The organism is Streptomyces sp. MNU76, assembly GCF_020982545.1.
GTDB lineage: Bacteria > Actinomycetota > Actinomycetes > Streptomycetales > Streptomycetaceae > Streptomyces.
This window is the reverse complement of record NZ_JAJKLK010000019.1, coordinates 1022650-1045531: the sequence shown is the minus strand read 5'-3', so window position 1 is coordinate 1045531 and position 22882 is coordinate 1022650. Positions and strand designations below refer to the sequence as shown.

17 protein-coding genes and 3 pseudogenes are annotated in these 22882 nt (G+C 71.4%); 9 read left to right on the top strand and 11 right to left on the bottom strand.

Translation table 11 applies throughout. The annotated features are described in order from the left end of the window. Positions 1 to 100 precede the first annotated feature (100 nt). The 3 genes from E4N62_RS31240 to E4N62_RS31230 form a co-directional block, all read right to left on the bottom strand. The gene (locus tag E4N62_RS31240; RefSeq protein ID WP_230219765.1) at positions 101 to 1591 is read right to left on the bottom strand and encodes an ABC transporter permease; all 1491 of its coding nucleotides are present in this window, start codon (positions 1589 to 1591) and stop codon (positions 101 to 103) included. A 188-nt stretch (positions 1592 to 1779) separates the two neighbouring features. After that, positions 1780 to 3048 (bottom strand): Ig-like domain-containing protein, encoded by a 1269-nt coding sequence (locus tag E4N62_RS31235; RefSeq protein WP_230219762.1) that lies wholly within the window; start codon positions 3046 to 3048, stop codon positions 1780 to 1782. A 218-nt stretch (positions 3049 to 3266) separates the two neighbouring features. After that, positions 3267 to 3608, bottom strand: coding sequence for a hypothetical protein (locus E4N62_RS31230; protein WP_230219760.1), 342 nt, complete (start codon positions 3606 to 3608; stop codon positions 3267 to 3269). A gap of 152 nt (positions 3609 to 3760) precedes the next feature. On the opposite strand from E4N62_RS31230, the gene E4N62_RS31225 reads away from it, so the two are divergent. After that, complete coding sequence (locus E4N62_RS31225; RefSeq protein ID WP_268270054.1) at positions 3761 to 4045, top strand: hypothetical protein; 285 nt, start codon at positions 3761 to 3763, stop codon at positions 4043 to 4045. A gap of 153 nt (positions 4046 to 4198) precedes the next feature. On the opposite strand, the pseudogene hutH reads toward E4N62_RS31225, so the two are convergent. The 5 genes and pseudogenes from hutH to E4N62_RS31200 all read right to left on the bottom strand — a co-directional run bounded on the left by hutH (position 4199) and on the right by E4N62_RS31200 (position 11790). Beyond that, positions 4199 to 5750 (bottom strand): annotated as a pseudogene (gene hutH / locus E4N62_RS31220) (histidine ammonia-lyase). Between the two features lie 270 nt (positions 5751 to 6020). Next, entirely contained in the window at positions 6021 to 7190 is a 1170-nt protein-coding gene (locus E4N62_RS31215; RefSeq protein ID WP_230219756.1) for a sensor domain-containing diguanylate cyclase, read from the bottom strand. 157 nt (positions 7191 to 7347) lie between these two features. Then, positions 7348 to 8161: pseudogene (locus E4N62_RS31210) on the bottom strand (enoyl-CoA hydratase/isomerase family protein). Between the two features lie 1239 nt (positions 8162 to 9400). After that, positions 9401 to 10555 carry an adenylate/guanylate cyclase domain-containing protein gene (locus tag E4N62_RS31205; RefSeq protein WP_230219754.1) on the bottom strand — a complete coding sequence of 385 codons (1155 nt, stop codon included), beginning with the start codon at positions 10553 to 10555 and terminating at the stop codon, positions 9401 to 9403. Positions 10556 to 10906: 351 nt separating this feature from the next. Next, positions 10907 to 11790 (bottom strand): annotated as a pseudogene (locus E4N62_RS31200) (biotin--[acetyl-CoA-carboxylase] ligase). Positions 11791 to 12092: 302 nt separating this feature from the next. On the opposite strand from E4N62_RS31200, the gene E4N62_RS31195 reads away from it, so the two are divergent. From E4N62_RS31195 to E4N62_RS31185, 4 genes are all read left to right on the top strand, one after another. Further along, on the top strand, positions 12093 to 13691 hold the full coding sequence (locus E4N62_RS31195; protein WP_230219753.1) for an acyl-CoA carboxylase subunit beta: 1599 nt from the start codon (positions 12093 to 12095) through the stop codon (positions 13689 to 13691). Positions 13692 to 13718: 27 nt separating this feature from the next. Then, entirely contained in the window at positions 13719 to 13928 is a 210-nt protein-coding gene (locus tag E4N62_RS31190; RefSeq protein WP_184904269.1) for an acyl-CoA carboxylase epsilon subunit, read from the top strand. 71 nt (positions 13929 to 13999) lie between these two features. Beyond that, positions 14000 to 14128: a morphogenic membrane protein MmpB gene (gene mmpB / locus E4N62_RS48225; protein ID WP_086784515.1), complete on the top strand. Its 129-nt coding sequence runs from the start codon at positions 14000 to 14002 to the stop codon at positions 14126 to 14128. 319 nt (positions 14129 to 14447) lie between these two features. After that, on the top strand, positions 14448 to 15071 hold the full coding sequence (locus E4N62_RS31185; protein ID WP_230219752.1) for a nucleoside triphosphate pyrophosphatase: 624 nt from the start codon (positions 14448 to 14450) through the stop codon (positions 15069 to 15071). Here E4N62_RS31185 and E4N62_RS31180 read toward each other — a convergent pair. Beyond that, on the bottom strand, positions 15040 to 15594 hold the full coding sequence (locus E4N62_RS31180) for a hypothetical protein (protein WP_230219751.1): 555 nt from the start codon (positions 15592 to 15594) through the stop codon (positions 15040 to 15042). The two genes, E4N62_RS31185 and E4N62_RS31180, sit on opposite strands and share 32 nt — an antisense overlap. Before the next feature lie 370 nt (positions 15595 to 15964). On the opposite strand from E4N62_RS31180, the gene E4N62_RS31175 reads away from it, so the two are divergent. After that, the gene (locus E4N62_RS31175) at positions 15965 to 17740 is read left to right on the top strand and encodes a biotin carboxylase N-terminal domain-containing protein (protein ID WP_230219750.1); all 1776 of its coding nucleotides are present in this window, start codon (positions 15965 to 15967) and stop codon (positions 17738 to 17740) included. 213 nt (positions 17741 to 17953) lie between these two features. Continuing rightward, the gene (locus tag E4N62_RS31170) at positions 17954 to 18520 is read left to right on the top strand and encodes a TetR/AcrR family transcriptional regulator (RefSeq protein WP_230219749.1); all 567 of its coding nucleotides are present in this window, start codon (positions 17954 to 17956) and stop codon (positions 18518 to 18520) included. Positions 18521 to 18614: 94 nt separating this feature from the next. On the opposite strand, the gene E4N62_RS31165 is transcribed toward E4N62_RS31170, so the two are convergent. Both E4N62_RS31165 and E4N62_RS31160 read right to left on the bottom strand, forming a co-directional pair. After that, entirely contained in the window at positions 18615 to 19622 is a 1008-nt protein-coding gene (locus E4N62_RS31165; RefSeq protein WP_268269919.1) for a DeoR/GlpR family DNA-binding transcription regulator, read from the bottom strand. 169 nt (positions 19623 to 19791) lie between these two features. After that, positions 19792 to 21240: an NAD(P)H-quinone dehydrogenase gene (locus E4N62_RS31160; RefSeq protein ID WP_184904279.1), complete on the bottom strand. Its 1449-nt coding sequence runs from the start codon at positions 21238 to 21240 to the stop codon at positions 19792 to 19794. A 169-nt stretch (positions 21241 to 21409) separates the two neighbouring features. Between E4N62_RS31160 and E4N62_RS31155 the strand changes: the two genes are divergently transcribed. Then, on the top strand, positions 21410 to 21847 hold the full coding sequence (locus E4N62_RS31155) for a gamma-glutamylcyclotransferase (RefSeq protein WP_045562870.1): 438 nt from the start codon (positions 21410 to 21412) through the stop codon (positions 21845 to 21847). A gap of 118 nt (positions 21848 to 21965) precedes the next feature. After that, entirely contained in the window at positions 21966 to 22790 is an 825-nt protein-coding gene (locus E4N62_RS31150) for a purine-nucleoside phosphorylase (RefSeq protein ID WP_230219747.1), read from the top strand. Positions 22791 to 22882 lie beyond the last annotated feature (92 nt).

Below are 22882 nucleotides of genomic sequence, written 5' to 3'. Positions count from 1 at the left end.
CCGGACGGCCGGGGGCGGGGTGGCCAAGTGGCCGGGCGACCGGCTGGCCGAGTGGTCGGGTGGCCAAGTGGCCGGGTGGCCAAGTGGTCGGCCGGTCCCGCTACTCCACGCGCCGCAACGCGTCCGCCGGCCGCAGCCGCGAGGCGCGCCACCCGCCGAACGCCCCCGCGATCAGCCCACCCGTGACGGCGAGCCCCACCGCGACCCCGATCGTCGTCACACTGACGGGCGCCGTGAGAGCGACCTCCAGCGCGTTCGACGCGACCTGCTGCCCACCACCGGGACCGCCTCCGCCCGGGAAGCCGCCCCCACCGGGGCCGCCGCCGAACCCGCCGCCGGTCGCCCCGACCTCGGCCTGGAGCGTCGGACTGATCGCCGTCACCGCGTAGGCCCCGGCGAGCCCCAGCGCGATCCCGAGCGCACCGCCCACGAGTCCGTTGACGACGGCCTCCCCGACGACCTGCCGGGTCACCCGCCCCGACTTCCATCCCAGCGCCTTGAGGGTGCCGAACTCCCGCACCCGCCGCGACACGGCCGACGAGGTGAGCAGCCCGGCCACCAGGAAGGCGGCCACGAGCACCGCGACCGACAGCCACCTGCCGACGTTGGACGCGAGGTCGGACGCGGTGGACAGCGACCCGGAGACCGTGGCGGCGAGATCGGCGGAGGTGGTGACGGTCGTCCCGTCGATGTTCTTCTGGATGACCGCCTTGACGCTGTCGATCTGCTGCGAGTCGCTCGCCTTGACGTAGATCGTGGTGACCTTGTCCTTGGAGTCGCTGAGCGTCTGCGCCTGCTTCAGCGGCATGTAGAGGTTGGCAGCCGCGTCCCCGCTGTCGGGCGTCGCGATCCCGATGACCTCGTACTTGACGCTGTTGATCGTGACGCTGCTCCCCACCTTGAGCTCCTTCTCCTTGGCGTACGACTTGTCCGCGACGACCACCTTGGCGTCGGTCTCGGACGTCTTGAACGTACGACCGCTGGTGATCTTCGAGGAGGTCAGCGGGCCCAGCTCGGGCTCGGTGACGTCCGTGCCGTAGACGGAGTAGTTGTCGACGTCGAACTCGGCGCCGCCGCCCTCGACCCGTCCCTGGGGCTGCCCGGTGCCGCCGTTCTGACCGCCGCCGGGGCCGCCCTGCTGCTGGCCCCCGGACGCCTCGTCCTGCTGGAACTGTCCGCGCCGGAACTGCCCGTCCACCTTGATGACCTGGAGGCTGAGGCCCCCGACGGCCTCGGCGACGCCCTGCTGCTCACCGACCTCGGTGACGGTCGAGCTCGCCAGGGTCTGGAAGCCCTGGACCCGGACGAGGTCGCTGCTCTGCTCCTCGTCGGAGTCGTCGTCCTGGGCGTCGAACTCGAACCGGGGGCGTTCGCCGCCGTTCTCGCCGGGCGCGGCGGCGGCCTTGGTGACGGTCATGTCCGTGCCCAGGCCGTACAGGGATTCGAGCACTTTGGCCTGGGCCTTCTCCATGCCCGAGGACACGGAACTGACCACGATCACCAGCGCGATGCCCAGGGCGAGGCCGGAGGCGACGACGAGCGCCGCCTTTCTGCGGCGGCGCAGTTCGCGCCTCAGGTAGGTGAAGAACATGGCGGCAAGCTAGGTATGCCGCGTGATGAAGGCATAAGCCCGCGATAAGAGCCTGATGAGAACCCTGTGCGCGACCCCACGGACACCGACCCCGCTGACATCGATGCCACCCACAGGAGCCCCTCAGACACCGATGCCGTCCCCGGGGAGCCCGGGGACGGCATCGACGACGTGCGGGTGACGGCGGATCAGACCGCCGAGCCGGCCTTCCAGGCGGCCCAGTCCAGGTTCCAGCCGTTGAGGCCGTTGTCCGGGGCGACCGTCTTGTCACCGGTGTTCCGGATGTCCACGACGTCACCGACGATCGAGTTGTTGTAGAACCAGTAGCCCGCCGTGCCCTTGTCGTTGGCACCCTTGGTGTCGTTCAGACCGACACAGCCGTGGCTGGTGTTGACGTTGCCGAAGACGGAGTCGGCGCCCCAGTAGTTGCCGTGGATGAACGTCCCGGACGTGGTGAGGCGGATGGCGTGCGGCACGTCCTTGATGTCGTACTCGCCCTTGCCGTCGTCGTCGGTGAAGCCCACGGTCGCGCCGTTCATGCGCGTCTCCTTGAACATCTCCGACATCACCATGACGCCCTTGTACGTCTTGTTCTCGGGCGAACCGGCGGAGATCGGGATGGTCTTGATGACCTTCCCGTCCTGCATGACCTTCATCTGCTTGGTCTTGGCGTCGACGACGGAGACCTGGTTACGGCCGATCTTGAAGGTGACCGTCTTCTGCTGCACACCGTAGACACCGTCGGCGCCCTCGACCCCGTCGAGCGCGAGCTTCAGGGTGACGGTGGAGTTCTCCTGCCAGTAGTCCTCGGGGCGGAAGTCGATGCGGTTGGCGTTGAACCAGTGCCCCACGACCTCCTGGCCGGAGCTGCTGGAGACGGTGATCCCCTTCTGGACCTCGGCCTTGTTGGTGATCGCCTTGTCGAAGTTGATCGAGACCGGCATGCCGACGCCGACCGTGGAGCCGTCCTCGGGCGTGAAGTTGCCGATGAAGCTGTTGGCCGGGGAGACCGTGGTGAACGCGGCGTTCTCGTGCGCCTCGCGGCCCTCGGAGTCCTCGGCGGCTGCCGTGATCTTGTAGCTGGTGGACCGCTCCAGCTGGACGCTCGGGGCCCAGCTCTTCTTGTCGGCGGATATCTCGCCCTCGACGGCGGTGCCCTCGGAGGTGGTCATCTTCACGTCCGTGAGCGTGCCCTTGCTCACGGTGACCTTGGCCGAGTTGTTGATGGAGGCGTTGTCCGAGCCGTCCTTCGGCGTGATCTTGATGTCCGCCTCGGAGGTCTTCTCGGCCGCCGCCTTGTCGGCCTGGGCCTGCGAGGAGTCCCCGCCGTCGTTCCCGGACGCGTTGTCGCTGTCACCCCCGCTGCACGCAGAGAGCACCAGCACCCCGCCGAGCAGTGCGGACGCGACCGTCAGGCCCCTGCGCCGCTTACTGTTCGTCATCACACGCTTCTCCATCGTTGCCGAATCCCCAAAACCCCGAAGATCCCCGTAAGCACTTAAACACCACTACGGCACCGAGCCGTTCCGCCGAAGCGGAGATGTGGGATACGCCACTCCACCCGCAACGGATCGACGGCGACCCGGCGGCGGTGCACTAGGGGGTGTTGCGACCCATGAGACGAAAGAACCCCGGGCAGCGGTTGCCGCCCGGGGCCATCAATCTCCCAAGCCGCTCAGCCGAGTCGGTCTTCCTCGTCCTCCCGGTCATCATCCTCGTCGAGACCCCATTCCGGCGAATCGGGGTCGTAGTCGATGCCTTCGCTGCTCCAGGAGGCCTGGGCGAGTTCGACCCCCGGCACGTCCCCGACCAGGTCGAACGGGTCGACCAGATAGGCGAGCGCCTCCGCCGTGTCCTCCGTCACCGCACTCTCGGCGTGTACCCGTTCATCGGCGGGCATATCGGGGTCGTCCGCGATCCGCCGCAACGCGGCGCCGGTGACGGCCTCCACATCCTCGACCTCGACCACCAACTCGACGCGAAGGCGGACAAACTGTGATGTCTCCGTTGTGCTCATGCTCCGGAGCGTACGGCTCACAGGTCACACGACTTTCCCACGACCCGCGCCTTTCATTAGCATCGCCCCCTACGGCCAATTCGCCAGCGCCACAAGGGGATCGATATTCCGTGTCCGTCGCACGTCGCGCGTCGTCCACCGCCCGCCGATCGCTGCTGACCGCCACCGCCGCGGGCACCCTGCTGGGTGCCCTCTGGTTCGTGCCGTCCGCCAACGCGACCCAGGACGAGGCGGCGATACGCGACCGGACGACGACGAACGCGTCCACGACGACGGAGACGACCACCTCCGAAACCCGCGAACTGGCCGACACGGGTAGCCCCAACACGACCCCGTACGTCATCGGCGGCACCGCGATGCTGGGCGTAGGAGCCGGTTTCCTGGCGTACGCGATCCGCCGCGAGCGGGAGGACTTCGGGCCGGTCGGGGGCGCGTAGTCGTCTGCGGGTGGGTGGGGGCTTCTCGCGCAGGGGCCTGGTCTTTCAGGGGCGCGGGGAACTGCGCGAGAAGCCCCACCGGACCCGCGGATGGGGGTCAAAGGGCGCAGCCCCTTGGTGAGGGGACGGGTAGGGGCGGCGGGGCGAGACAACTCAGGCGAGCCCCCGGTGACAGACCTCCGCCGCCGCCACCAACCGCCCGTCCCGCACGAACTCCTCGGCCAACGCCAGATCAGGCGCGAGAAACCGATCCGGCCCAGGCCCCTCGACCCCGGCCCCCGCACCGCCGCCACCACGGCCCGAGTGGCGGGCGCGGCCACCAGCCCCTCCCGCAGCTCCACCCCCGCGTCCCCGCGTACAGCTCCACCGCGAGCACCCGGGCCAGCCCGTCCACGGCGGTCCGCAGCTTCCGCGCGGCCGCCCACCCCATCGACACATGGTCCTCCTGCATCGCGGAGGACGGGATCGAGTCGGCCGAGGCCGGAACGGCCAGCCGCTTCAGCTCGCTCACCAGAGCCGCCTGCGTGTACTGCGCGATCATCAGCCCGGAGTCGACCCCGGCGTCGTCCGCGAGGAACGGCGGCAGCCCGTGCGACCGGTTCTTGTCGAGCAGCCGGTCCGTCCGCCGCTCCGCGATCGACGCGAGATCCGCCACGGCGATGGCGAGGAAGTCGAGGACGTACGCGACCGGCGCCCCGTGGAAGTTCCCGTTGGACTCCACCCGCCCGTCCGCCAGGACCACGGGATTGTCGACCGCCGCCGCCAACTCCCGCTCGGCCACGAGCCGCGCGTACGCGACGGTGTCCCGCCCGGCCCCGGCCACCTGCGGAGCACACCGCACCGAGTACGCGTCCTGCACGCGGGGCGCGTCGTCCTGGTGGTGCCCGGTGAGCCCCGACCCCTTCAGCACGGCGAGCATGTTGGCCGCGGAGGCGGCCTGCCCCGGATGCGGACGGATGGCGTGCAACTCGGGCGCGAGGACCCGGTCCGTGCCGAGCAGCGCCTCCAGCGAGATCGCGGCGGTGATGTCGGCCGAGGTGTACAGCAGTTCCAGGTCGGCGAGCGCCATGACCAGCATGCCGAGCATGCCGTCGGTGCCGTTGAGGAGGGCCAGCCCCTCCTTCTCGCGCAGCTCCACGGGAGCGATGCCGTGCTCGGCGAGCAGCTCGCCGGCGGGCCGTACGACCCCGTCGGGGCCCTCCGCGTCCCCCTCGCCCATCAGGGTGAGCGCGCAGTGCGACAGCGGCGCCAGATCGCCGGAGCAGCCGAGCGAGCCGTACTCGTGCACCACCGGGGTGATACCGGCGTTGAGGACGTCGGCCATGGTCTGCGCGACCTCGGGCCGGACGCCGGTCCGGCCGGAGCAGACGGTCTTCAGCCGCAGGAACATCAGCGCGCGCACGACCTCGCGCTCGACGCGCGGTCCCATGCCGGCCGCGTGGGAGCGGACGATGTTGCGCTGGAGCCTGGCGCGCAGCTCCGGGCTGATGTGCCGGGTCGCGAGGGCGCCGAAGCCGGTGGAGACGCCGTAGACGGGCTCAGGCTTGGCCGCCAGTGCGTCCACGATCTCGCGTGCCGCGGCGAGGGCGGCCACCGCCTCGTCGGAGAGCTCGATCCGGGCGCCGGCGCGCGCCACGGCGATGACGTCGGCCGCGGTGACCCCGGACGTCCCGAGGACCACCGTGCCCACAGAGTGCATATCCATATTCAGGATCGTAGGGACTGAATCGTCGAATGTCACGACCGAACGAGGGAGGGGCTCCTTACTGGCCGCGGTCCGCAATCCGCGTAGATCGGAATCCGCTCCGGGAACGATCCGAGCTTGCTCAGAGATTGCTCAGAATCCCCAGGTCAGAGCGTTAGGGGTCCGAACAGGAGCGTATGGTCGAGATCTCGGACCGGCCCACGGCCCACTCCCCCTCGGCCGTGGGCAGCCCAGGACCGCGCGCCGACTCGACCCGCCGCGCGGCCCGCCCTAGGACCGGCGCCCTCGAATGCGGCGCCGGTCCCCCGGGTGCGCGGGGTCGACCGGCGCGGGCGGCCGGTCGGCGAGGCTGACCACGGGATCCTCGGCACCCTCCCCCTCGCGTCCCGCGACGACCGGCTCGACGGACCCCGCGGCCTTGGCCCGGTACTGCGCCGCGTCGGCAAGCCGGAAGAGCCGCCGGGCCGAGCGCAGCGGCCCGATCGGATCCCCGGTGGACGCGACCCCGCAGGCGACCCCGTCGCCCGGCTCCAGCTCCCGCGCCCGCACGCACAGGTCCCCGGCGACCCGGACCACGTCGTCCGCCGACGGCCCCACCGCGAGCAGACAGAACTCGTCCCCGCCAAGCCGCGCGACCAGCACCCGAGGCAGTTCGGCCGCGCAGCGCGACAGCACGGAACCGAACCTCTCCAGCAGCTGATCGCCCATGGCGTGCCCGTAGGAGTCGTTGACCTTCTTCAGCCCGTTGAGGTCGCAGACGACGAGGCTGATCACCGTGCCGTCGCGCCGGTACGCCTCCATCGCCTCGTCGAGCCGGAGGTCGACCGCGCGGCGGTTGCCCAGTCCGGTGAGGGGGTCGGTGAAGGCGAGCCGCCGGGCCTCCTCCAGCCGCTCGGACTGCGCCAGACCGGCCGCGACGACCGAGGCGAGCACCGTGGCGAACGCGGCGTCGTCGCCGTGGAAGACGGGCTCCCCGGCGGGCCGGGCCACATACAGTTCGCCCCACGCCCGGCCGTTCAGCACCACGGGCGCCACCACGCAGCAGCCGCGCCCGCGTCGGCGCAGCGCGGCGACCCGCTGATGACAGTAGCCGCCGGGCCGCCGCCCGCCGACCGGTCCGGCAGCCGTCTCCACCCAGGCGTTGGGCTCACCGCCCTCCAGCCACCGTTCGTGCAGGAACTCGGCGATCTCCGGGAACTCGTGCACCGGGTACGTCTCGTCCTCCGGGAACTCCTCCTCGTCCGCCGCCCGGTTCCCCACGTTCACCAGCACCCGCAGCAGCCCGCGCTCCCGCTCCCACACGGACAGCGCGGCGAAGCTCCCCGAGAGCGCCCGGCACGATCCGTCCGCGGCCGCCCACCACGTCTCCGGCGACGTACGCGCCCCCGCCATCCCCCGCGCCAACGCGACCACGGCCCTCAGCCGCCTGTCCTCTCCCATCACCCCAGGCTAGGTAGCTTTGCCCTGATTCGTGACGTTAGTGGGGCGAACAGGGGTACGGGCACCGGGCACCGGAGCCGAACGTCCACGAGACGACCACGAGACGGCCAGGAGGGCACGCCCCCGCGGCACCGGCGCACACGAACCGGCCCCGGCGTCACTCCCCCGGCCAGGCCGGCTTCCGCTTCTCGTTGAACGCGGCCACGCCCTCCGCCCGGTCGCCCGAGAACGCGACCGAGCGCCAGGCCGCGTCCTCGACCTCCAGACCGGCCCGCAGGTCGAGCCCGTGGCCCAGACGCAGCGCGCGCTTGGCCGCCCGCAGCCCGACCGGCGAGTTCGCGGCGATGCGCTCGGCCAGCGTCAACGCCTCCGCGCGGTCCCGCCCCTCCGCCACCAACTCGTCCACGAGCCCCAGCTCCCGCGCCTCCTCGGCCTCCAGCCGCCGCGCCGTGAAGATCAGCTCGGCGGCCCGCGCGGCCCCACCCGACGCGGCAGCAGCTGCGTGCCCCACCGCCCGGGATCACCCCCACCGACACCTCCGGCAGCCCTACCACCGCCGTACGGTCGGCCACGATCAGGTCGCAGGACAGGGCCAGCTCGAAGCCGCCGCCCAGCGCGAAGCCGTGCACGGCGGCGATCGTGGGCATCGGCAGCTCCAGCACGCCGGTGTACGCGGCGCGCGCGACGGGCCGCTGCCGCACCAGGTCGGCGTCGCTGAAGGAGTTCCGCTCCTTCAGATCCGCCCCCACGCAGAACGCCCGCTCGTGCGTGGACGTCACCACGACGACGCGTACGTCCCGGTCGGCGGCGAGCGCGCCGCACGCCGCCGCGACGGAGCGGGCCATGTCGGTCGACACGGCGTTCATGGCCTTGGGCCGGTCCAGCGCGAGTTCGGCGACGTACCCGTGCCGCCGCACCACGACGAACTCCCCGAACCGCCGCTCCCCCGTCTGCTCCACACCCTCACCCATGACACCCTCCCGGTTAACGACAGTTAACAACCACCCCGATCATCCCAGCCACCCCCACCGAACGAAACCCTGACCGGGCTCCGGATACGCCGGCAGACGATCCACCGGCAATCGGCAGCGTCAGCCGTGCGCCCGTCGGCCACCCCAACGGGAGTGCTCACGGAACCGTCCCTTGACCTGCCCCGGCGACCTTCTCCCCGTACGGGTGACATCCGGGCCTTCTCCGGCCACACCGCCCACTACGCCGCATAGCCTGCGCTCCGCCATAGGCGCACCGAGGGGCACGGGCGCACAGGGGAGGGACGGACCATGACGACGACCACGGCCACCAGGCCGACGCAGACCACACCACGGGCGCCACACCAGCCACCGCAGGCACAGCAACAACCACAGCAGTCACCGCAGTCACCGCAGTCACCGCAGTCACCGACAGCAGCAGTGCCTCCCACAGCCCGGACGGCCGCCACGCCGCCAGAAGCTTCCCCGAGGCCGACGACCCCCTCGCCGCCCTGGAAACCGTCCACGGCCCCCGCAGGCCACACGACGCCCCTCTCCGCCGCCCTCTCCGCGACCACAGCCGGCGCCTCCACCGAGCACTCGCCCCAGGCCCGCCCCGCCCGCGAGGCGGCACCGGCGGCCCCGGCCCCGGAAGCTGCTGTTCGCGGTGGGCGGGATGGCCCTGGCGGCGGGCGCGCTGAGCCTCGTACGGCTGTCGTCGGACCCGGTCGGCGGCGTCGGCGCGGCAGGCCCGGCACCGAGCGCGGCGGACGACATCACGGACGGGACGACCAGGGCGGGAGCCACCGTGGGCGGCGAGCCCTCCCCGACGCGGGCACCCCGACCGCCGACACCCCATGGGCGCCGGGAAGCCCACGCCCACTCAACAGCCGCCCTCATCGGGAGCATCCGCCCCCACGCCGACCCCGTCCGGCTACCAGCCCGCCCCTCCATCGGCGTGGACATCCCTCCGCCCCCGGCACACGCGACCTCCCCAGGACCCCACCGCCCCGGGACACCTCCACGGCCCCCGCGCTCCGGAAGCCCTCAGCCCCAGCGCTCCGGCACCCACCCAGCCCCGGCGGCAGCCCTCGGCAGCCGACCGCGCCCGACTCACCGACCACACCGACCGACCCCGGCGACACGACCACACCCACGAAGCCCACGAAGCCGGGCCTCTGCGTCCCGATCGTCGGCGTATGCGTCAACGACGCCCTGAGCAGGTAGCGGAGGTGGCGGACATCAGCCACGCCGCGTGAGCAGCCACGGCTGGACCACGCCCAGCCCGCGCACAGGGCGTTGCCACATCGGCTGGAGGGCGAAGCGGTACGTGGGCGGTTCCTCGCCCTCCTTCTCCGCGGCGGCCGCGGCCTCGGCGGCCTCGGCCTCGGAGGCGGGCGCCTCGCCCGTACGGATCAGCTCCTCGGCGAAGGCACCGTCGACGAGGACCGCGTCCTTCGGCGCTATCGAGGTGAGCCGGCTCGCGAGGTTCACGGTGGACCCGAAGACGTCACCCATCCGCGTCGTCACCGTGCCGAAGGCCATGCCGACGCGCAGCTCGGGCATGGTCTCGTCGTTGGCCATGGTCTCGATGAGACGCAGAGCGATCTCGGCGGCGACACCGGCGTCGTCCGTGGCGTACAGGACCTCGTCACCGAGGGTCTTGATGAGCCGCCCCCCGTTCGCCGCCACCAGGTCCGCCGCCGTGGTCTCGAAGGCCTCGACCAGCTCGCCGAGCTCCTCCTCCTCCATCCGACGGGTCAGCCGCGTGAACCCCACGAGATCCGCGAAGCAGACCGCGAGGCGCCGGTCGACCATCTCCTCGTCGTCCGCGGCCTGCACGACCCGCCCGGTGGCGGCGGCGAGCTGACGCCTCCAGACGTAGACGAGGAACTCCTCCAGCTCCGGGAGCAACAGCTCGATCAGCGGATACGTCACCTCGGTCCGGGTCATCCCCGGCTCCGGCGGCTCGGTCAGCCCCTCCAGGAAGGAGTCGATCTGCCACTCGGCCAGCCGTGCCGTGGTCTGCCCGGTCGAACGGGCCACCTGCACCGCCATGGCCTCACTCAGCAGCCCCGCCTCGACGAGACCGGCCAGGCGCCGCAGCGCGAGTACGTCGGCCTCGGTCAGCGCCTTGGCCTGACCGATGTCCGCGAAGCCCATGGCCCGCCAGAAACGGGACGCCAGCTCCATGGAGACACCGGCGCTGCGTGCCGCCTGAAAAGGGGTGTACCGGCGCTCGGCACCGAGGATCAGCCCTTCGAGCCGCAGCGCCAGAGGGTCCTCCTCGCCGGCGTCCACGTCGTGGGGCTCGCCCCGCTCGAGCGAAGCCGAGAGAGGGGGCGGCTCCACGCGGCCATCCGCGTTCGTGCCGGAGCCCGTGTCCTCGACGCTCACTCCTGCTGCCCTTCCGATCTCCCGCGGTCACGTACTCGACCGGCCTCAACTCTACGGCAGGTGTGCGCCAGCTCACTCCGTCAGGTGGGGCCGCTGGTGGACGCCCTCCGTCATCACCGCCCGACGCCACAGCGGGCGGTCATGCCCATACTGCTGCGGGCAGTCGTGCCGCTGGGGCGGCACGGGTGGGCGCAGGCGGTACCCGGCAAATGCCGGTGAGCGAAACCCGCCTCACCCAGCACCACCCCCGAGTTCCCAGCCCTCACCAGCCACACCTCCCAGCACCCCAACACGCACCGGTCCCACAGGCCGCACCGGTCCCACAGGCCGCACGGGTCCCACAGCAGCCCGTCACACAGGCCGCAAGTGCACGATGTCCCCGCCCCCACCGGCTCCTGCACCCCGTCCTCCGTGGCGATGACGAGCCGCCGTCCCCGTCCACGGCCACGGCCTCCCCACCACCGACCGATCCCCGGGCAGCTCGGCCCGCACGGTGCGCCCAGCGTCGCGCACCCCGCGGCATAGGTCTCCTGGAGCCCGCTCGCGGACGGATCACCCCCGGCCGCCCGCCACCGCCCGTACCACTCCTCCAGCGACCGCAGCACGGCCCGCAGCAGCGGATCACGGTCCGTTCTCACGGCGCCGGCGAGCGCCAGCGACCCCGCCGCGGGCACCGGCAGCTCCTCCTCGCGCAGGCTGACGTTGATGCCGATCCCGATCACGACACCCTCCGAGCCCGCCCGCTCCGCGAGGATCCCGCCGGCCTTGCGCTCCTCGCCCCCCACGGTCACCAGCAGGTCGTTGGGCCACTTGAGCGCCGTGTCGACCCCGGCGGCCCGGGACAGCCCGGTCGCGACGGCGACCCCGGTGAGGAGCGGCAGCCAGCCCCAGTGCCGTACGGGCACCTCGGTCGGCTTGAGGAGGACGGAGAGGAACAGACCGGAACGCGGCGGCGCGGTCCAGACGCGGTCGAGCCGCCCCCGGCCCGCGTTCTGCTCCTCGGCGACGAGCACCGCGCCCTCGGGAAGCCGGTCGGCCCGCCCCGCGAGATCGGTGTTGGTGGAACCGATCACGGGCACCACGTCCAGGGAACTCCACAGCCCGCCCTCCCGGACCAGGGCCCGGCGCAGGGAGGCGGAGTTGAGGGGCGGCCGGTCGAGGTCGGACCAGCGGTCCGACCTCGGCTCACCCGGTCCGCTGGACGGGTCACCTTGTGCACCTGGTGGGTTCGTCATGCAACCCACCCTAGGTTTGACATCCTCCGCCCCGCGAGAAGGGGACGGATTCCAGGCCCTGACGAGCCGAGGTTCACGGGCGCTCGACCACTCTCGTGATGTCACCCTCCGACGTGTCCCGCCGCGACGCCCCGATCGTGCGAGCGGAAGGGGCCAGGAGTGTGGTAAACGCCGCACTGCCGAACGCTGTGCGCAGCACTACGCTACGGATGAGTAACCGCATCCACTTATGAGCACGCACCGCGCAGCACGTACTGACTGATCCCTCACGTCACCATGAGCAGGCAGGGAGCCGCACCCCGATGTCCGAGCCGGTAGAGCCAGCAAGCATCGACATTCACACGACCGCGGGGAAGCTCGCGGATCTGCAGCGCCGTATCCACGAGGCGACGCACGCCGGCTCCGAGCGCGCGGTGGAGAAGCAGCACGCCAAGGGCAAGTTGACGGCCCGTGAGCGGATCGAGCTGCTCCTCGACGAGGACTCCTTCGTGGAGTTCGACGAGTTCGCCCGGCACCGCTCCACCGACTTCGGCATGGAGAACAACCGCCCCTACGGCGACGGCGTCGTCACCGGCTACGGCACGGTCGACGGCCGCCCGGTAGCCGTCTTCTCCCAGGACTTCACCGTCCTCGGCGGCTCGCTCGGCGAGGTCTTCGGCCAAAAAATCATGAAAGCCATGGACTTCGCCCTCAAGACCGGCTGTCCGGTCATCGGCATCAACGACTCCGGCGGCGCCCGCATCCAGGAGGGCGTCATGGCCCTCGGCATGTACGGCGAGATCTTCCGCCGCAACACCCACGCGAGCGGCGTGATCCCCCAGATCAGCCTCGTCGTCGGCCCCTGCGCGGGCGGAGCGGTGTACTCCCCCGCGATCACCGACTTCACGGTCATGGTCGACCAGACCTCGCACATGTTCATCACCGGCCCGGACGTCATCAAGACGGTCACCGGCGAGGACGTCGGCTTCGAGGAGCTCGGCGGCGCCCGCACCCACAACGCCACCTCAGGCGTCGCCCACCACATGGCCGGCGACGAAAAGGACGCCATCGAATACGTCAAGCAGCTCCTCTCCTACCTCCCCTCGAACAACCTCAGCGAGCCCCCGGCGTTCCCCGAGCACGCGGACCTCACCCTCACCGACGAGGACCGCGAACTCGACACCCTCGTCCCGGACAGCGCCAACCAGCCCTACGACATGCACACGGTCGTCGAACACGTCCTGGACGACGCGGAGTTCTTCGAGACCCAGGCGCTCTTCGCGCCGAACATCCTCACCGGCTTCGGCCGTGTCGAGGGCCACCCCGTGGGCATCGTCGCCAACCAGCCGATGCAGTTCGCCGGCTGCCTGGACATCGACGCCTCCGAGAAGGCGGCCCGCTTCGTGCGCACCTGCGACGCCTTCAACGTCCCCGTGCTGACCTTCGTCGACGTCCCCGGCTTCCTCCCGGGCGTCGGCCAGGAACACGAAGGGATCATCCGCCGCGGCGCCAAGCTCATCTACGCCTACGCCGAGGCCACCGTCCCTCTCATCACCGTCATCACCCGCAAGGCCTTCGGCGGCGCCTACGACGTCATGGGCTCCAAGCACCTCGGCGCCGACCTCAACCTCGCCTGGCCCACCGCCCAGATCGCCGTCATGGGCGCCCAGGGCGCGGTCAACATCCTGCACCGCCGCACCATCGCCGCCGCCCCTGACGACGAACGCGAAGCGGTACGCGCCCGCCTCATCCAGGAATACGAGGACACCCTCCTCAACCCCTACACGGCAGCCGAGCGCGGCTACGTCGACGCCGTCATCCCGCCCTCCGAGACCCGCCGCCACCTCGTCCGCGGCCTGCGCCAACTCCGCACCAAGCGTGAGTCCCTGCCCCCCAAGAAGCACGGCAACATCCCCCTGTAGCCCTCTCCAACCCCGCTGGGAGCCGACATGACCATCAAGGTCGTACGCGGAAACCCGACCCCGGAGGAGCTGGCCGCCGCCCTGGCGGTGGTCCGCGCCCGCGCCGCGGCGGCGGCCACCGAGCCGCCCGGCGCGCCCGCCCCCCGGGACTCCTGGTCCGACCCGTCCCGCATCGCCGCGCACCGCCTGCCGGCCCCGGGCCCCACCACGTGGAGCCGCACCTACTGGCCCGGCTGAGCGGAACCTCGCCTACCGAATTGAGTACGCGTACTCAGGCGCCCGGCCCGCGGGCGGCGCACCATCGCAGCATGCTCTGGTCCGACCCTGAGAACGAGCCGCCGAAGGAACTGCGCGACACGCAGGCCATGCTTCGGCGGCTCGGCGTGCTCATGGCCTGCGCCATGCTCCTGGCGATGCTGGTCCTGGGCATCCTCTGAGCACCCCGCCGTGGGGAGAGCCGCGTACGGCGAGAAGGGGGCGTGTCGGGGGTCTCCGCCCGCAGCGGTTGGCGCGTCAACTCGTCGAACTCTCCAGCCCACCGATTCCGCGCCGTTCCGAGGACGGACACCCCGCGCCCCCGCCCCACCCGCATCCGCACCCGACGGACGAGTCGCACCCCTCAGGGGGCGAGGAACCGCGCGACCAGTCCCCACCCACCCGCACCCGACAACGCACCCCACTCGCCCCGCTCAGCCCGCACCCGACAACGCGCTCCACCCGGCCCGCACCCGTCAACCCACGCAATACCCTGAGCGCATGACCGCCCCACACACCCACCGTCGCCTGGTCCTCGCCTCCCAGTCCCCCGCCCGGCTCAACCTCCTGCGCCAGGCCGGCCTCGCGCCCGAGGTGATCGTCAGTGGTGTGGACGAGGACGCCGTGTCCGCGCCCACCCCCGCCGACCTGGCCCTGGCCCTCGCCGAGGCCAAGGCCTCCGTCGTCGCCGCGAAGCCCGAGGTCAAGGGCGCCCTCGTCATCGGCTGCGACTCGGTCCTCGACCTCGACGGCGAGGCCCTCGGCAAGCCCGCCGACGCCGAGGAGGCCACCGCCCGCTGGAAGTCCATGCGCGGCCGTGCCGGCACCCTCCAGACGGGCCACTGCGTCTACGACACCACCACCGGCCGCTACACCTCCGCGACCGCTTCCACGGTCGTCCATTTCGGCGACCCCACGGACGAGGAGATCGCCGCGTACGTGGCCTCGGGCGAACCCCTCTACGTCGCGGGGGCGTTCACGCTCGACGGCCGCTCGGCGCCGTTCATCGACGGCATCGACGGCGACCACGGGAACGTCATCGGCATCAGCCTTCCCCTGCTCCGCCGCCTGCTGGCCCGGCTCGGCGTGTCCATCACCGACCTGTGGACACCCCGCACCGACTGACGCGAGCCCTCACGAGGCGCCGGGCGCGGCCGGAGCGGCCTGCTCCGGCCCCGCCCCCGGTGCTCCCGGCACCCCGGCACCCCGGCACCCCGTCGGCCCCGGACCCACCTGGCCCGGCGTCAGCGACCCCGTCCTGCCGGTCGTACGTCATCAGGGTGAGCAGCACCAGCCCCAGCACCACCATCATGAACGCGAACGCGCCCCACCCGACCAGCCCCACGGTGAGAGCCCCGAGCAGCCCGTGCACGACGGCGACGCTGATGAGCAGGATCCTGCCGAGCCCGGCGGGGGGACGGTTGCGCAGCGCCACGAGCAGCGCGACGACCCCGCAGAAGACGAAGTAGAGGCCGAAGAGGACACCCCCGGCCTTCGTGGAGACGGACATCGCGCCGGAATCCAGCCCGGCGAGCGACATCTTCTGCCGGTCGACGACGGTGCCGAGGAGCCACTGGACCCCGGCGATCCCGAGCCCTTCCACGAACAGCACGATCGCCGTCAGTACCGCCACCGGTCTGCGGATCACCGGCCCCACCCACTTCCGCTCTCGCCAGTCGCTCTCGTTACCCCAGGTAGGTGTTCGAGACATCGCGAACGCTACTAACGGGTAAACCTCGGGACAAGGGTTCTCACGAGAGCAAAGAATCGTTGGGCCATTAGTAGGGACTCCACAAAGAAACCCAACCGGCCGCAGCATGGCCGCACAGAGACCTTGACCACATCAGAGGGCTAGGGTTTTCGCGTGGAGTCCTGCGCCATGCTGTGCGACAAGGGATTTCGCGGGTTGAGTGAGCCTCGATGCACGCTCCGTGTGGGCAAGCTCACCATTGTGGACGGGTCGAAACGCCGTGTCGGCAGTCCCTAAACTCGGCTTGTTTCAAGGAGAGGGAGCCATCGTGCGCAAGGTGTTGATCGCCAACCGAGGCGAAATCGCTGTCCGCGTCGCCCGGGCGTGCCGGGACGCCGGGATCGCGAGCGTGGCCGTGTACGCCGATCCGGACCGGGACGCGCTGCATGTGCGCGCCGCGGACGAGGCGTTCGCGTTGGGCGGTGACACTCCGGCGACCAGCTACCTGGACATGGGCAAGGTCCTCCAGGCGGCGAAGGACGCGGGCGCGGACGCGGTCCACCCGGGCTACGGGTTCCTCTCGGAGAACGCGGAGTTCGCGCAGGCGGTCCTGGACGCGGGTCTGATCTGGATCGGCCCGCCGCCGCAGGCGATCCGGGACCTGGGTGACAAGGTGGCGGCCCGTCACATCGCCCAGCGCGCCGGTGCCCCGCTGGTCGCGGGTACCCCGGACCCGGTCTCGGGCGCCGAGGAGGTCGTGGCCTTCGCCAAGGAGCATGGGCTGCCGATCGCGATCAAGGCCGCCTTCGGCGGTGGCGGCCGCGGCCTGAAGGTCGCCCGCACCCTCGAAGAGGTCCCCGAGTTGTACGACTCCGCCGTGCGCGAGGCCGTCGCCGCCTTCGGCCGGGGCGAGTGCTTCGTGGAGCGCTACCTCGACAAGCCCCGTCACGTCGAGACCCAGTGCCTGGCGGACCAGCACGGCAACGTGGTCGTCGTCTCGACCCGTGACTGCTCGCTCCAGCGCCGCCACCAGAAACTGGTCGAGGAGGCCCCGGCCCCCTTCCTGTCCGAGGCGCAGAACGCCGAGCTGTACGCCGCCTCCAAGGCGATCCTCAAGGAGGCCGGCTACGTCGGCGCCGGCACCGTCGAGTTCCTGGTCGGCATGGACGGCACGATCTCCTTCCTGGAGGTCAACACCCGCCTCCAGGTGGAGCACCCGGTCACCGAGGAGGTCACCGGCATCGACCTGGTCCGCGAGATGTTCCGTATCGCCGACGGCGAGGAACTGGGCTACGACGACCCGCCGATGCGCGGCCATTCCTTCGAGTTCCGCATCAACGGCGAGGACCCGGGCCGGGGCTTCCTTCCGGCGCCCGGCACGGTCACCACGTTCACCGCGCCCTCGGGCCCCGGTGTCCGCCTGGACGCGGGCGTGGAGTCCGGCAGCGTCATCGGCCCGGCGTGGGACTCCCTCCTGGCCAAGCTGATCGTCACCGGTGCCACCCGGCAGCAGGCCCTGCAGCGCGCGGCCCGCGCTCTGGACGAGTTCACCGTCGAGGGCATGGCCACCGCGATCCCCTTCCACCGCGTGGTGGTCAAGGACCCGGCGTTCGCTCCCGAACTGACCGGCTCCAGCGACCCGTTCACGGTCCACACCCGCTGGATCGAGACCGAGTTCGTCAACGACATCAAGCCCTTCGCGGCCCCCGCCGACACCACCGAGGCCGACGACGACGCCGACCGCGAGACGATCGTGGTCGAGGTCGGCGGCAAGCGCCTGGAGGTCTCCCTCCCGGCCGCCCTGGGCATGACCCTGGCCCGCACCGGCCTCGCCGCCGGCGCGAAGCCGAAGCGCCGCGCGGCCAAGAAGTCGGGCCCGGCGGCCTCCGGCGACACCCTCGCCTCTCCGATGCAGGGCACCATCGTCAAGGTGGCCGTCGAGGAGGGCCAGGAGGTCAAGGAAGGCGATCTCATCGTCGTCCTGGAGGCCATGAAGATGGAGCAGCCGCTGAACGCCCACCGCTCCGGCACCGTCAAGGGCCTCACCGCGGAGGTCGGCGCCTCCCTCACCTCGGGCGCCCCCATCTGCGAAATCAAGGACTGACCAGCACGTGAAATCCCCGCGCCCCATCTTCTTGGGGGCGCGGGGAACCGCGCGAGAAGCCCCACGCCGCTGCACCCGCGCACCTTCCTCCGTCACCCGAGCTCTTGGGCTGAAGGCGCCCCCAGCAGAAGAGAGCAGGTGAACACCGCAGTGAGCCTCACCCCGGCCCAGCCTCCCGCAGGGACCCGGCTTCCCGCAGCAGGCCGGAGGCCCATGCGCGCGGACGCGCGTCGCAACCACGACCGCCTGCTCATGGAGGCCCGCCTCGCCTTCGCGGCCCACGGCACCGCCGCCTCGCTCGAGGACATCGCCCGCCGGGCGGACGTGGGCATCGGCACCCTGTACCGCCACTTCCCGAACCGCCAGGCCCTCCTGAGCGCGGTCTTCGAGGAAGCCGTCGCCGATCTGCTGGCCCGCTCCCAGGTACACCTGCGCGCGGAACACCCCTGCTCGGCGCTCGTCGCCTGGCTGCGCGACATCATCACCCATGCGGGCGAATACCGGGGACTGGCGCAAGCGCTGATGACGGTCTCGTACGCGGACTCCCGCGCCGTGGACGAGAACCCCTCGGACCTGGCCCGGTGCTGCGCCCCGATCCGGGAGGCGGGTACGGCCCTCCTTCGGCGGGCGCAACACGCTCACGTCGTACGCGACGACGTGTCCATCGGAGATCTGCTCCAGCTCACCCACGCGATCGCGCTGGCGGCCGAGGAAACCCCGGACGACCCGGAGTTGGCCGACCGCCTGCTGACGCTCACCTTGCGCGGCCTGAAGCCGTAGCAACCGCCGGCCCGAGCCCACCCGGGCTCAGCCCGCGCTCCCCTGCCCGACGCCGCGGCTCACGCGCCCTGCCCGACGCCGCGGCTCACGCCCCCTACCGGCGCCGCAGATCCGCGACCCGGGCCGCCCGCTCCCGTTCCCGTTCACCGGCGGGCGGCTGGTCCCCCAGAACCGTGGCGGTGCGCAGCTGGGGCGCGGTGCCGTGGACCTGGTTGCGGCGGGGCCCCGGAAGGGGCAGGTCCCGGCGCGAAGGGCGCGCCGGGACGGGATCGCCTCCCGCTCCCCCGGCGCCCGACGCCCCGGCCACGGAGATCTGCACACCCTGATCGGCCAGGGCCTGCAGCTCGGTGACCGCGCGGTCGTCGTGGCCGGACGGATCGTCGGTGACCAGCCGGGTGATCACATCCGTCGGCACCGTCTGGAACATGGTGTCGGTGCCGAGCTTGGTGTGATCGGCGAGCACGACGACCTCGGCGGCGGCCTGGACCAGCGCGCGGTCGACGGACGCCGACAGCATGTTGGACGTGGACAGGCCGCGTTCGGCGGTCAGTCCGCTCCCGGAGAGGAAGGCCTTGGAGACACGCAGCCCCTGGAGGGACTGCTCGGCTCCGGAACCGACCAGGGCGTAGTTGGAACCGCGCAGGGTACCGCCGGTCATCACGACCTCCACACGGTTGGCATGGGCCAACGCCTGGGCCACCAACAGGGAGTTGGTGACGACGGTCAGCCCGGGGACCCGCGCGAGCCGGCGTGCCAGCTCCTGCGTGGTGGTCCCCGCCCCGACCACGATGGCCTCGCCCTCTTCGACGAGGCTCGCGGCGAGATCGGCGATGGCCGTCTTCTCGGCGGTCGCGAGATGGGATTTCTGCGGAAAGCCGGACTCCCGCGTGAACCCGCCCGGCAATACCGCACCGCCGTGTCGGCGGTCGAGGAGTCCTTCTGCCTCCAGAGCGCGCACGTCCCGCCGTACGGTCACTTCGGAGGTCTGGACGACGCGGGCGAGCTCACGGAGCGACACGGCTCCATTGGCCCGCACCATTTCGAGGATCAATTGACGACGTTCTGCAGCGAACACGAAACTGACAGTAACGCCAACGACCATCCGCTTTCAGCAGTTTGCGCCGAATAGCAGAAGTTGTTCGCAGGGTGGGGCGAGAAGTGATATAGGGGCCATCCCGGACGGAACTCGGCACACATCGGTCAGAACGCACAGATCGCACGGTCCGAACGGACCATGCGATCCGTACGGACCGTGCGAACCCTACGGGTCGTCAGACCCCTCCGCCCGACTTGCGTGTGTGGAGCTGGCGCGCGACCTCGGCGATCGAGCCGGACAGGGACGGATACACGGTGAACGCGTTCGCGATCTGCTCGACCGTCAGGTTGTTGTCGACCGCGATCGAGATCGGGTGGATCAGCTCGGAGGCGCGCGGCGAGACCACCACACCGCCCACGACGATGCCGGTGCCCGGCCGGCAGAAGATCTTGACGAAGCCGTCCCGGATGCCCTGCATCTTGGCGCGCGGGTTGCGCAGCAGCGGCAGCTTCACCCCGACGGCGTCGATGACGCCCGCGTCCAGGTCGGCCTGGGTGTAGCCGACGGTGGCGATCTCGGGGTCGGTGAAGACGTTGGACGACACGGTCTTCAGGTTCAGCGGGGCCACGGCGTCGCCGAGGAAGTGGTACATGGCGATACGGCCCTGCATGGCGGCGACGGACGCCAGGGCGAACACCCCGGTGACGTCACCGGCCGCGTACACGCCGGGGGCGGTGGTCCGCGACACCTTGTCGGTCCAGATGTGCCCGGACTCCTTGACCTTGACCCCGGCCTCCTCCAGGCCCATCCCGGCGCTGTTGGGGACGGCGCCGACGGCCATCAGACAGTGCGAGCCGGTGATGACGCGCCCGTCCGCGAGCGCGACCTCGACCCGGTCCCCCACCCGTTTGGCGGACTCGGCGCGGGACCGTGCCATGACGTTCATGCCGCGCCGCCGGAACACGTCCTCCAGGACGGCGGCGGCGTCCGGGTCCTCGCCCGGCAGCACCCGGTCGCGGCTGGAGACGAGGGTGACGCGCGACCCGAGCGCCTGGTAGGCGCCGGCGAACTCGGCACCGGTGACACCGGATCCGACGACGATCAGCTCTTCCGGCAGCTCGTCCAGGTCGTAGACCTGCGTCCAGTTGAGGATGCGCTCACCGTCCGGCTGCGCGTCGGGCAGTTCGCGCGGATGTCCGCCGGTGGCGATGAGCACGGCGTCGGCGGTCAGGGTCTCCTCGGACCCGTCCGCCGCCCGCACGACGACCTTGCGCGACCCGTCGAGGTCCTGCTGCCCCACGAGCCGCCCGCGCCCGCGCATGACCCGTGCGCCGGCGCGCGTCACCGAGGCGGTGATGTCGTGCGACTGCGCCAGCGCGAGCCGCTTCACACGCCGGTTGACCTTGCCGAGGTCCACACCCACGACACGCGCGGGCGTGTCGATGTGCGGGGTGTCGTCGGCGACGATGATCCCCAGCTCCTCATAGGAGGAGTCGAAGGTCGTCATCACCTCGGCCGTCGCGATGAGGGTCTTCGACGGCACGCAGTCGGTCAGCACCGACGCCCCGCCCAGACCGTCGCAGTCCACGACGGTCACCTCCGCGCCGAGTTGCGCGGCCACCAGCGCCGCTTCATATCCGCCGGGTCCGCCACCGATGATCACGATCCGAGTCACATGCCCCATTGTCCCGCACGAGCGGGGGTGCCAACGAGTCGGGGGTGCGGGCCGCCCCGCAAGGGGCGCGGGGAACTGCGCGACCAGCCACAACACACCCGCACCCGCCGAACAACCGCACCCCTCCACCCCTCAGGCGCCCGGCCCCCAAGCGGAGCGCTCCCGTACCCTCTCCCCCATGTCGCTCTACGCCGCCTACGCCGGCAACCTGGACTCGCGTCTGATGTCCCGCCGCGCCCCCCACTCCCCGCTGCGCGCAACCGGCTGGCTGAACGACTGGCGGCTGACCTTCGGCGGCGAGCACATGGGCTGGGAGGGCGCCCTGGCCACCGTCGTGGAGGCCCCCCGCTCCCAGGTCTTCGTGGCCCTCTACGACATCGCCCCCATGGACGAGGACGCGATGGACCGGTGGGTCGGCGTCGGGCTGGACATATACCGCCGGATGCGGGTCCGCGTACACACGCTGGACGGTGAGGAACCTGCCTGGGTCTACGTCCTCAACGGCTACGAGGGCGGCCTGCCCTCCGCCCGCTATCTGGGTGAGGTCGCGGACGCGGCGGAGTCGGCGGGCGCGCCGCACGACTATGTGATGGAACTCCGCAAACGCCCCTGCTGAGGGACCGGCCCGGGGGGGGCGAGCGCCTCCCTCGGTGTTGGAAACGACAAGGCAACGATCCGGATCCCGGGAGCCTGGTCATCTACGCGCGTAGGCCCAAACCGGATACCCTCGTCACGTGAACGCATCTCTTCTTCCGGACGACATCCAGAACGACCCGTACGCCGCCGCCGACGCCGCCGCCGCGCGCCTGCGTGAGCTGACGGGCGCCGAGACCCACGACGTCGCTCTCGTGATGGGCTCCGGCTGGGCCCCGGCCGTGGACGCCCTGGGCGCCCCCGAGGCCGAGTTCCAGGTCACCGAGCTGCCCGGCTTCCCGCCGCCGGCGGTCGAGGGGCACGGCGGCAAGGTCCGCTCGTACAGGATCGGCGACAAGCGCGCGCTCGTCTTCCTGGGCCGCACCCACTACTACGAGGGGCGCGGCGTCGCCGCCGTCGCGCACGGCGTCCGTACGGCCGTCGCCGCCGGTGTGAAGACGATCGTCCTCACCAACGGCTGCGGTGGTCTGCGCGAGGGCATGCGCCCCGGCCAGCCGGTGCTGATCAGCGACCACCTGAACCTGACGGCGACGTCGCCGATCGTCGGCGCGAACTTCGTCGACCTCACGGACCTCTACTCCCCGCGCCTGCGCGCCCTGTGCAAGGAGATCGACCCCTCCCTGGAGGAGGGCGTCTACGCGCAGTTCACGGGCCCGCACTACGAGACCCCGGCGGAGATCCGCATGGCCCGCGTGATCGGCGCGGACCTCGTCGGGATGTCCACGGTCCTGGAGGCCATCGCCGCGCGCGAGGCGGGCGCCGAGATCCTGGGCATCTCCCTGGTGACGAACCTGGCGGCCGGGATGACGGGCGAGCCCCTCAACCACGAGGAGGTCCTCCAGGCGGGCCGCGACTCGGCGACCCGCATGGGCGCGCTGCTGACGCAGGTCCTGAACCGGCTGTAGCGCGGAGGGCTCCGCCGGGGGTGCGTTGTCGGGTGCGGGTGGGTGGGGGCTGGTCGCGCAGTTCCCCGCGCCCCTGAAAAGCAGGGGCTGCG

What these genes read in the sequence shown, in the direction of transcription:
- E4N62_RS31170 (WP_230219749.1), top strand. Translation starts at nt 17,954, where the DNA reads ATGCGCGCGGACGCGCGTCGCAACCACGACCGCCTGCTCATGGAGGCC.
- E4N62_RS31215 (WP_230219756.1), bottom strand. Translation starts at nt 7,190, where the DNA reads ATGGGAGAGGACAGGCGGCTGAGGGCCGTGGTCGCGTTGGCGCGGGGG.
- E4N62_RS31230 (WP_230219760.1), bottom strand. Translation starts at nt 3,608, where the DNA reads ATGAGCACAACGGAGACATCACAGTTTGTCCGCCTTCGCGTCGAGTTG.
- E4N62_RS31240 (WP_230219765.1), bottom strand. Translation starts at nt 1,591, where the DNA reads ATGTTCTTCACCTACCTGAGGCGCGAACTGCGCCGCCGCAGAAAGGCG.
- E4N62_RS31155 (WP_045562870.1), top strand. Translation starts at nt 21,410, where the DNA reads ATGTCGCTCTACGCCGCCTACGCCGGCAACCTGGACTCGCGTCTGATG.
- E4N62_RS31195 (WP_230219753.1), top strand. Translation starts at nt 12,093, where the DNA reads ATGTCCGAGCCGGTAGAGCCAGCAAGCATCGACATTCACACGACCGCG.
- E4N62_RS31190 (WP_184904269.1), top strand. Translation starts at nt 13,719, where the DNA reads ATGACCATCAAGGTCGTACGCGGAAACCCGACCCCGGAGGAGCTGGCC.
- mmpB (WP_086784515.1), top strand. Translation starts at nt 14,000, where the DNA reads ATGCTCTGGTCCGACCCTGAGAACGAGCCGCCGAAGGAACTGCGCGAC.
- E4N62_RS31185 (WP_230219752.1), top strand. Translation starts at nt 14,448, where the DNA reads ATGACCGCCCCACACACCCACCGTCGCCTGGTCCTCGCCTCCCAGTCC.
- E4N62_RS31160 (WP_184904279.1), bottom strand. Translation starts at nt 21,240, where the DNA reads ATGGGGCATGTGACTCGGATCGTGATCATCGGTGGCGGACCCGGCGGA.
- E4N62_RS31235 (WP_230219762.1), bottom strand. Translation starts at nt 3,048, where the DNA reads ATGGAGAAGCGTGTGATGACGAACAGTAAGCGGCGCAGGGGCCTGACG.
- E4N62_RS31165 (WP_268269919.1), bottom strand. Translation starts at nt 19,622, where the DNA reads ATGGTCGTTGGCGTTACTGTCAGTTTCGTGTTCGCTGCAGAACGTCGT.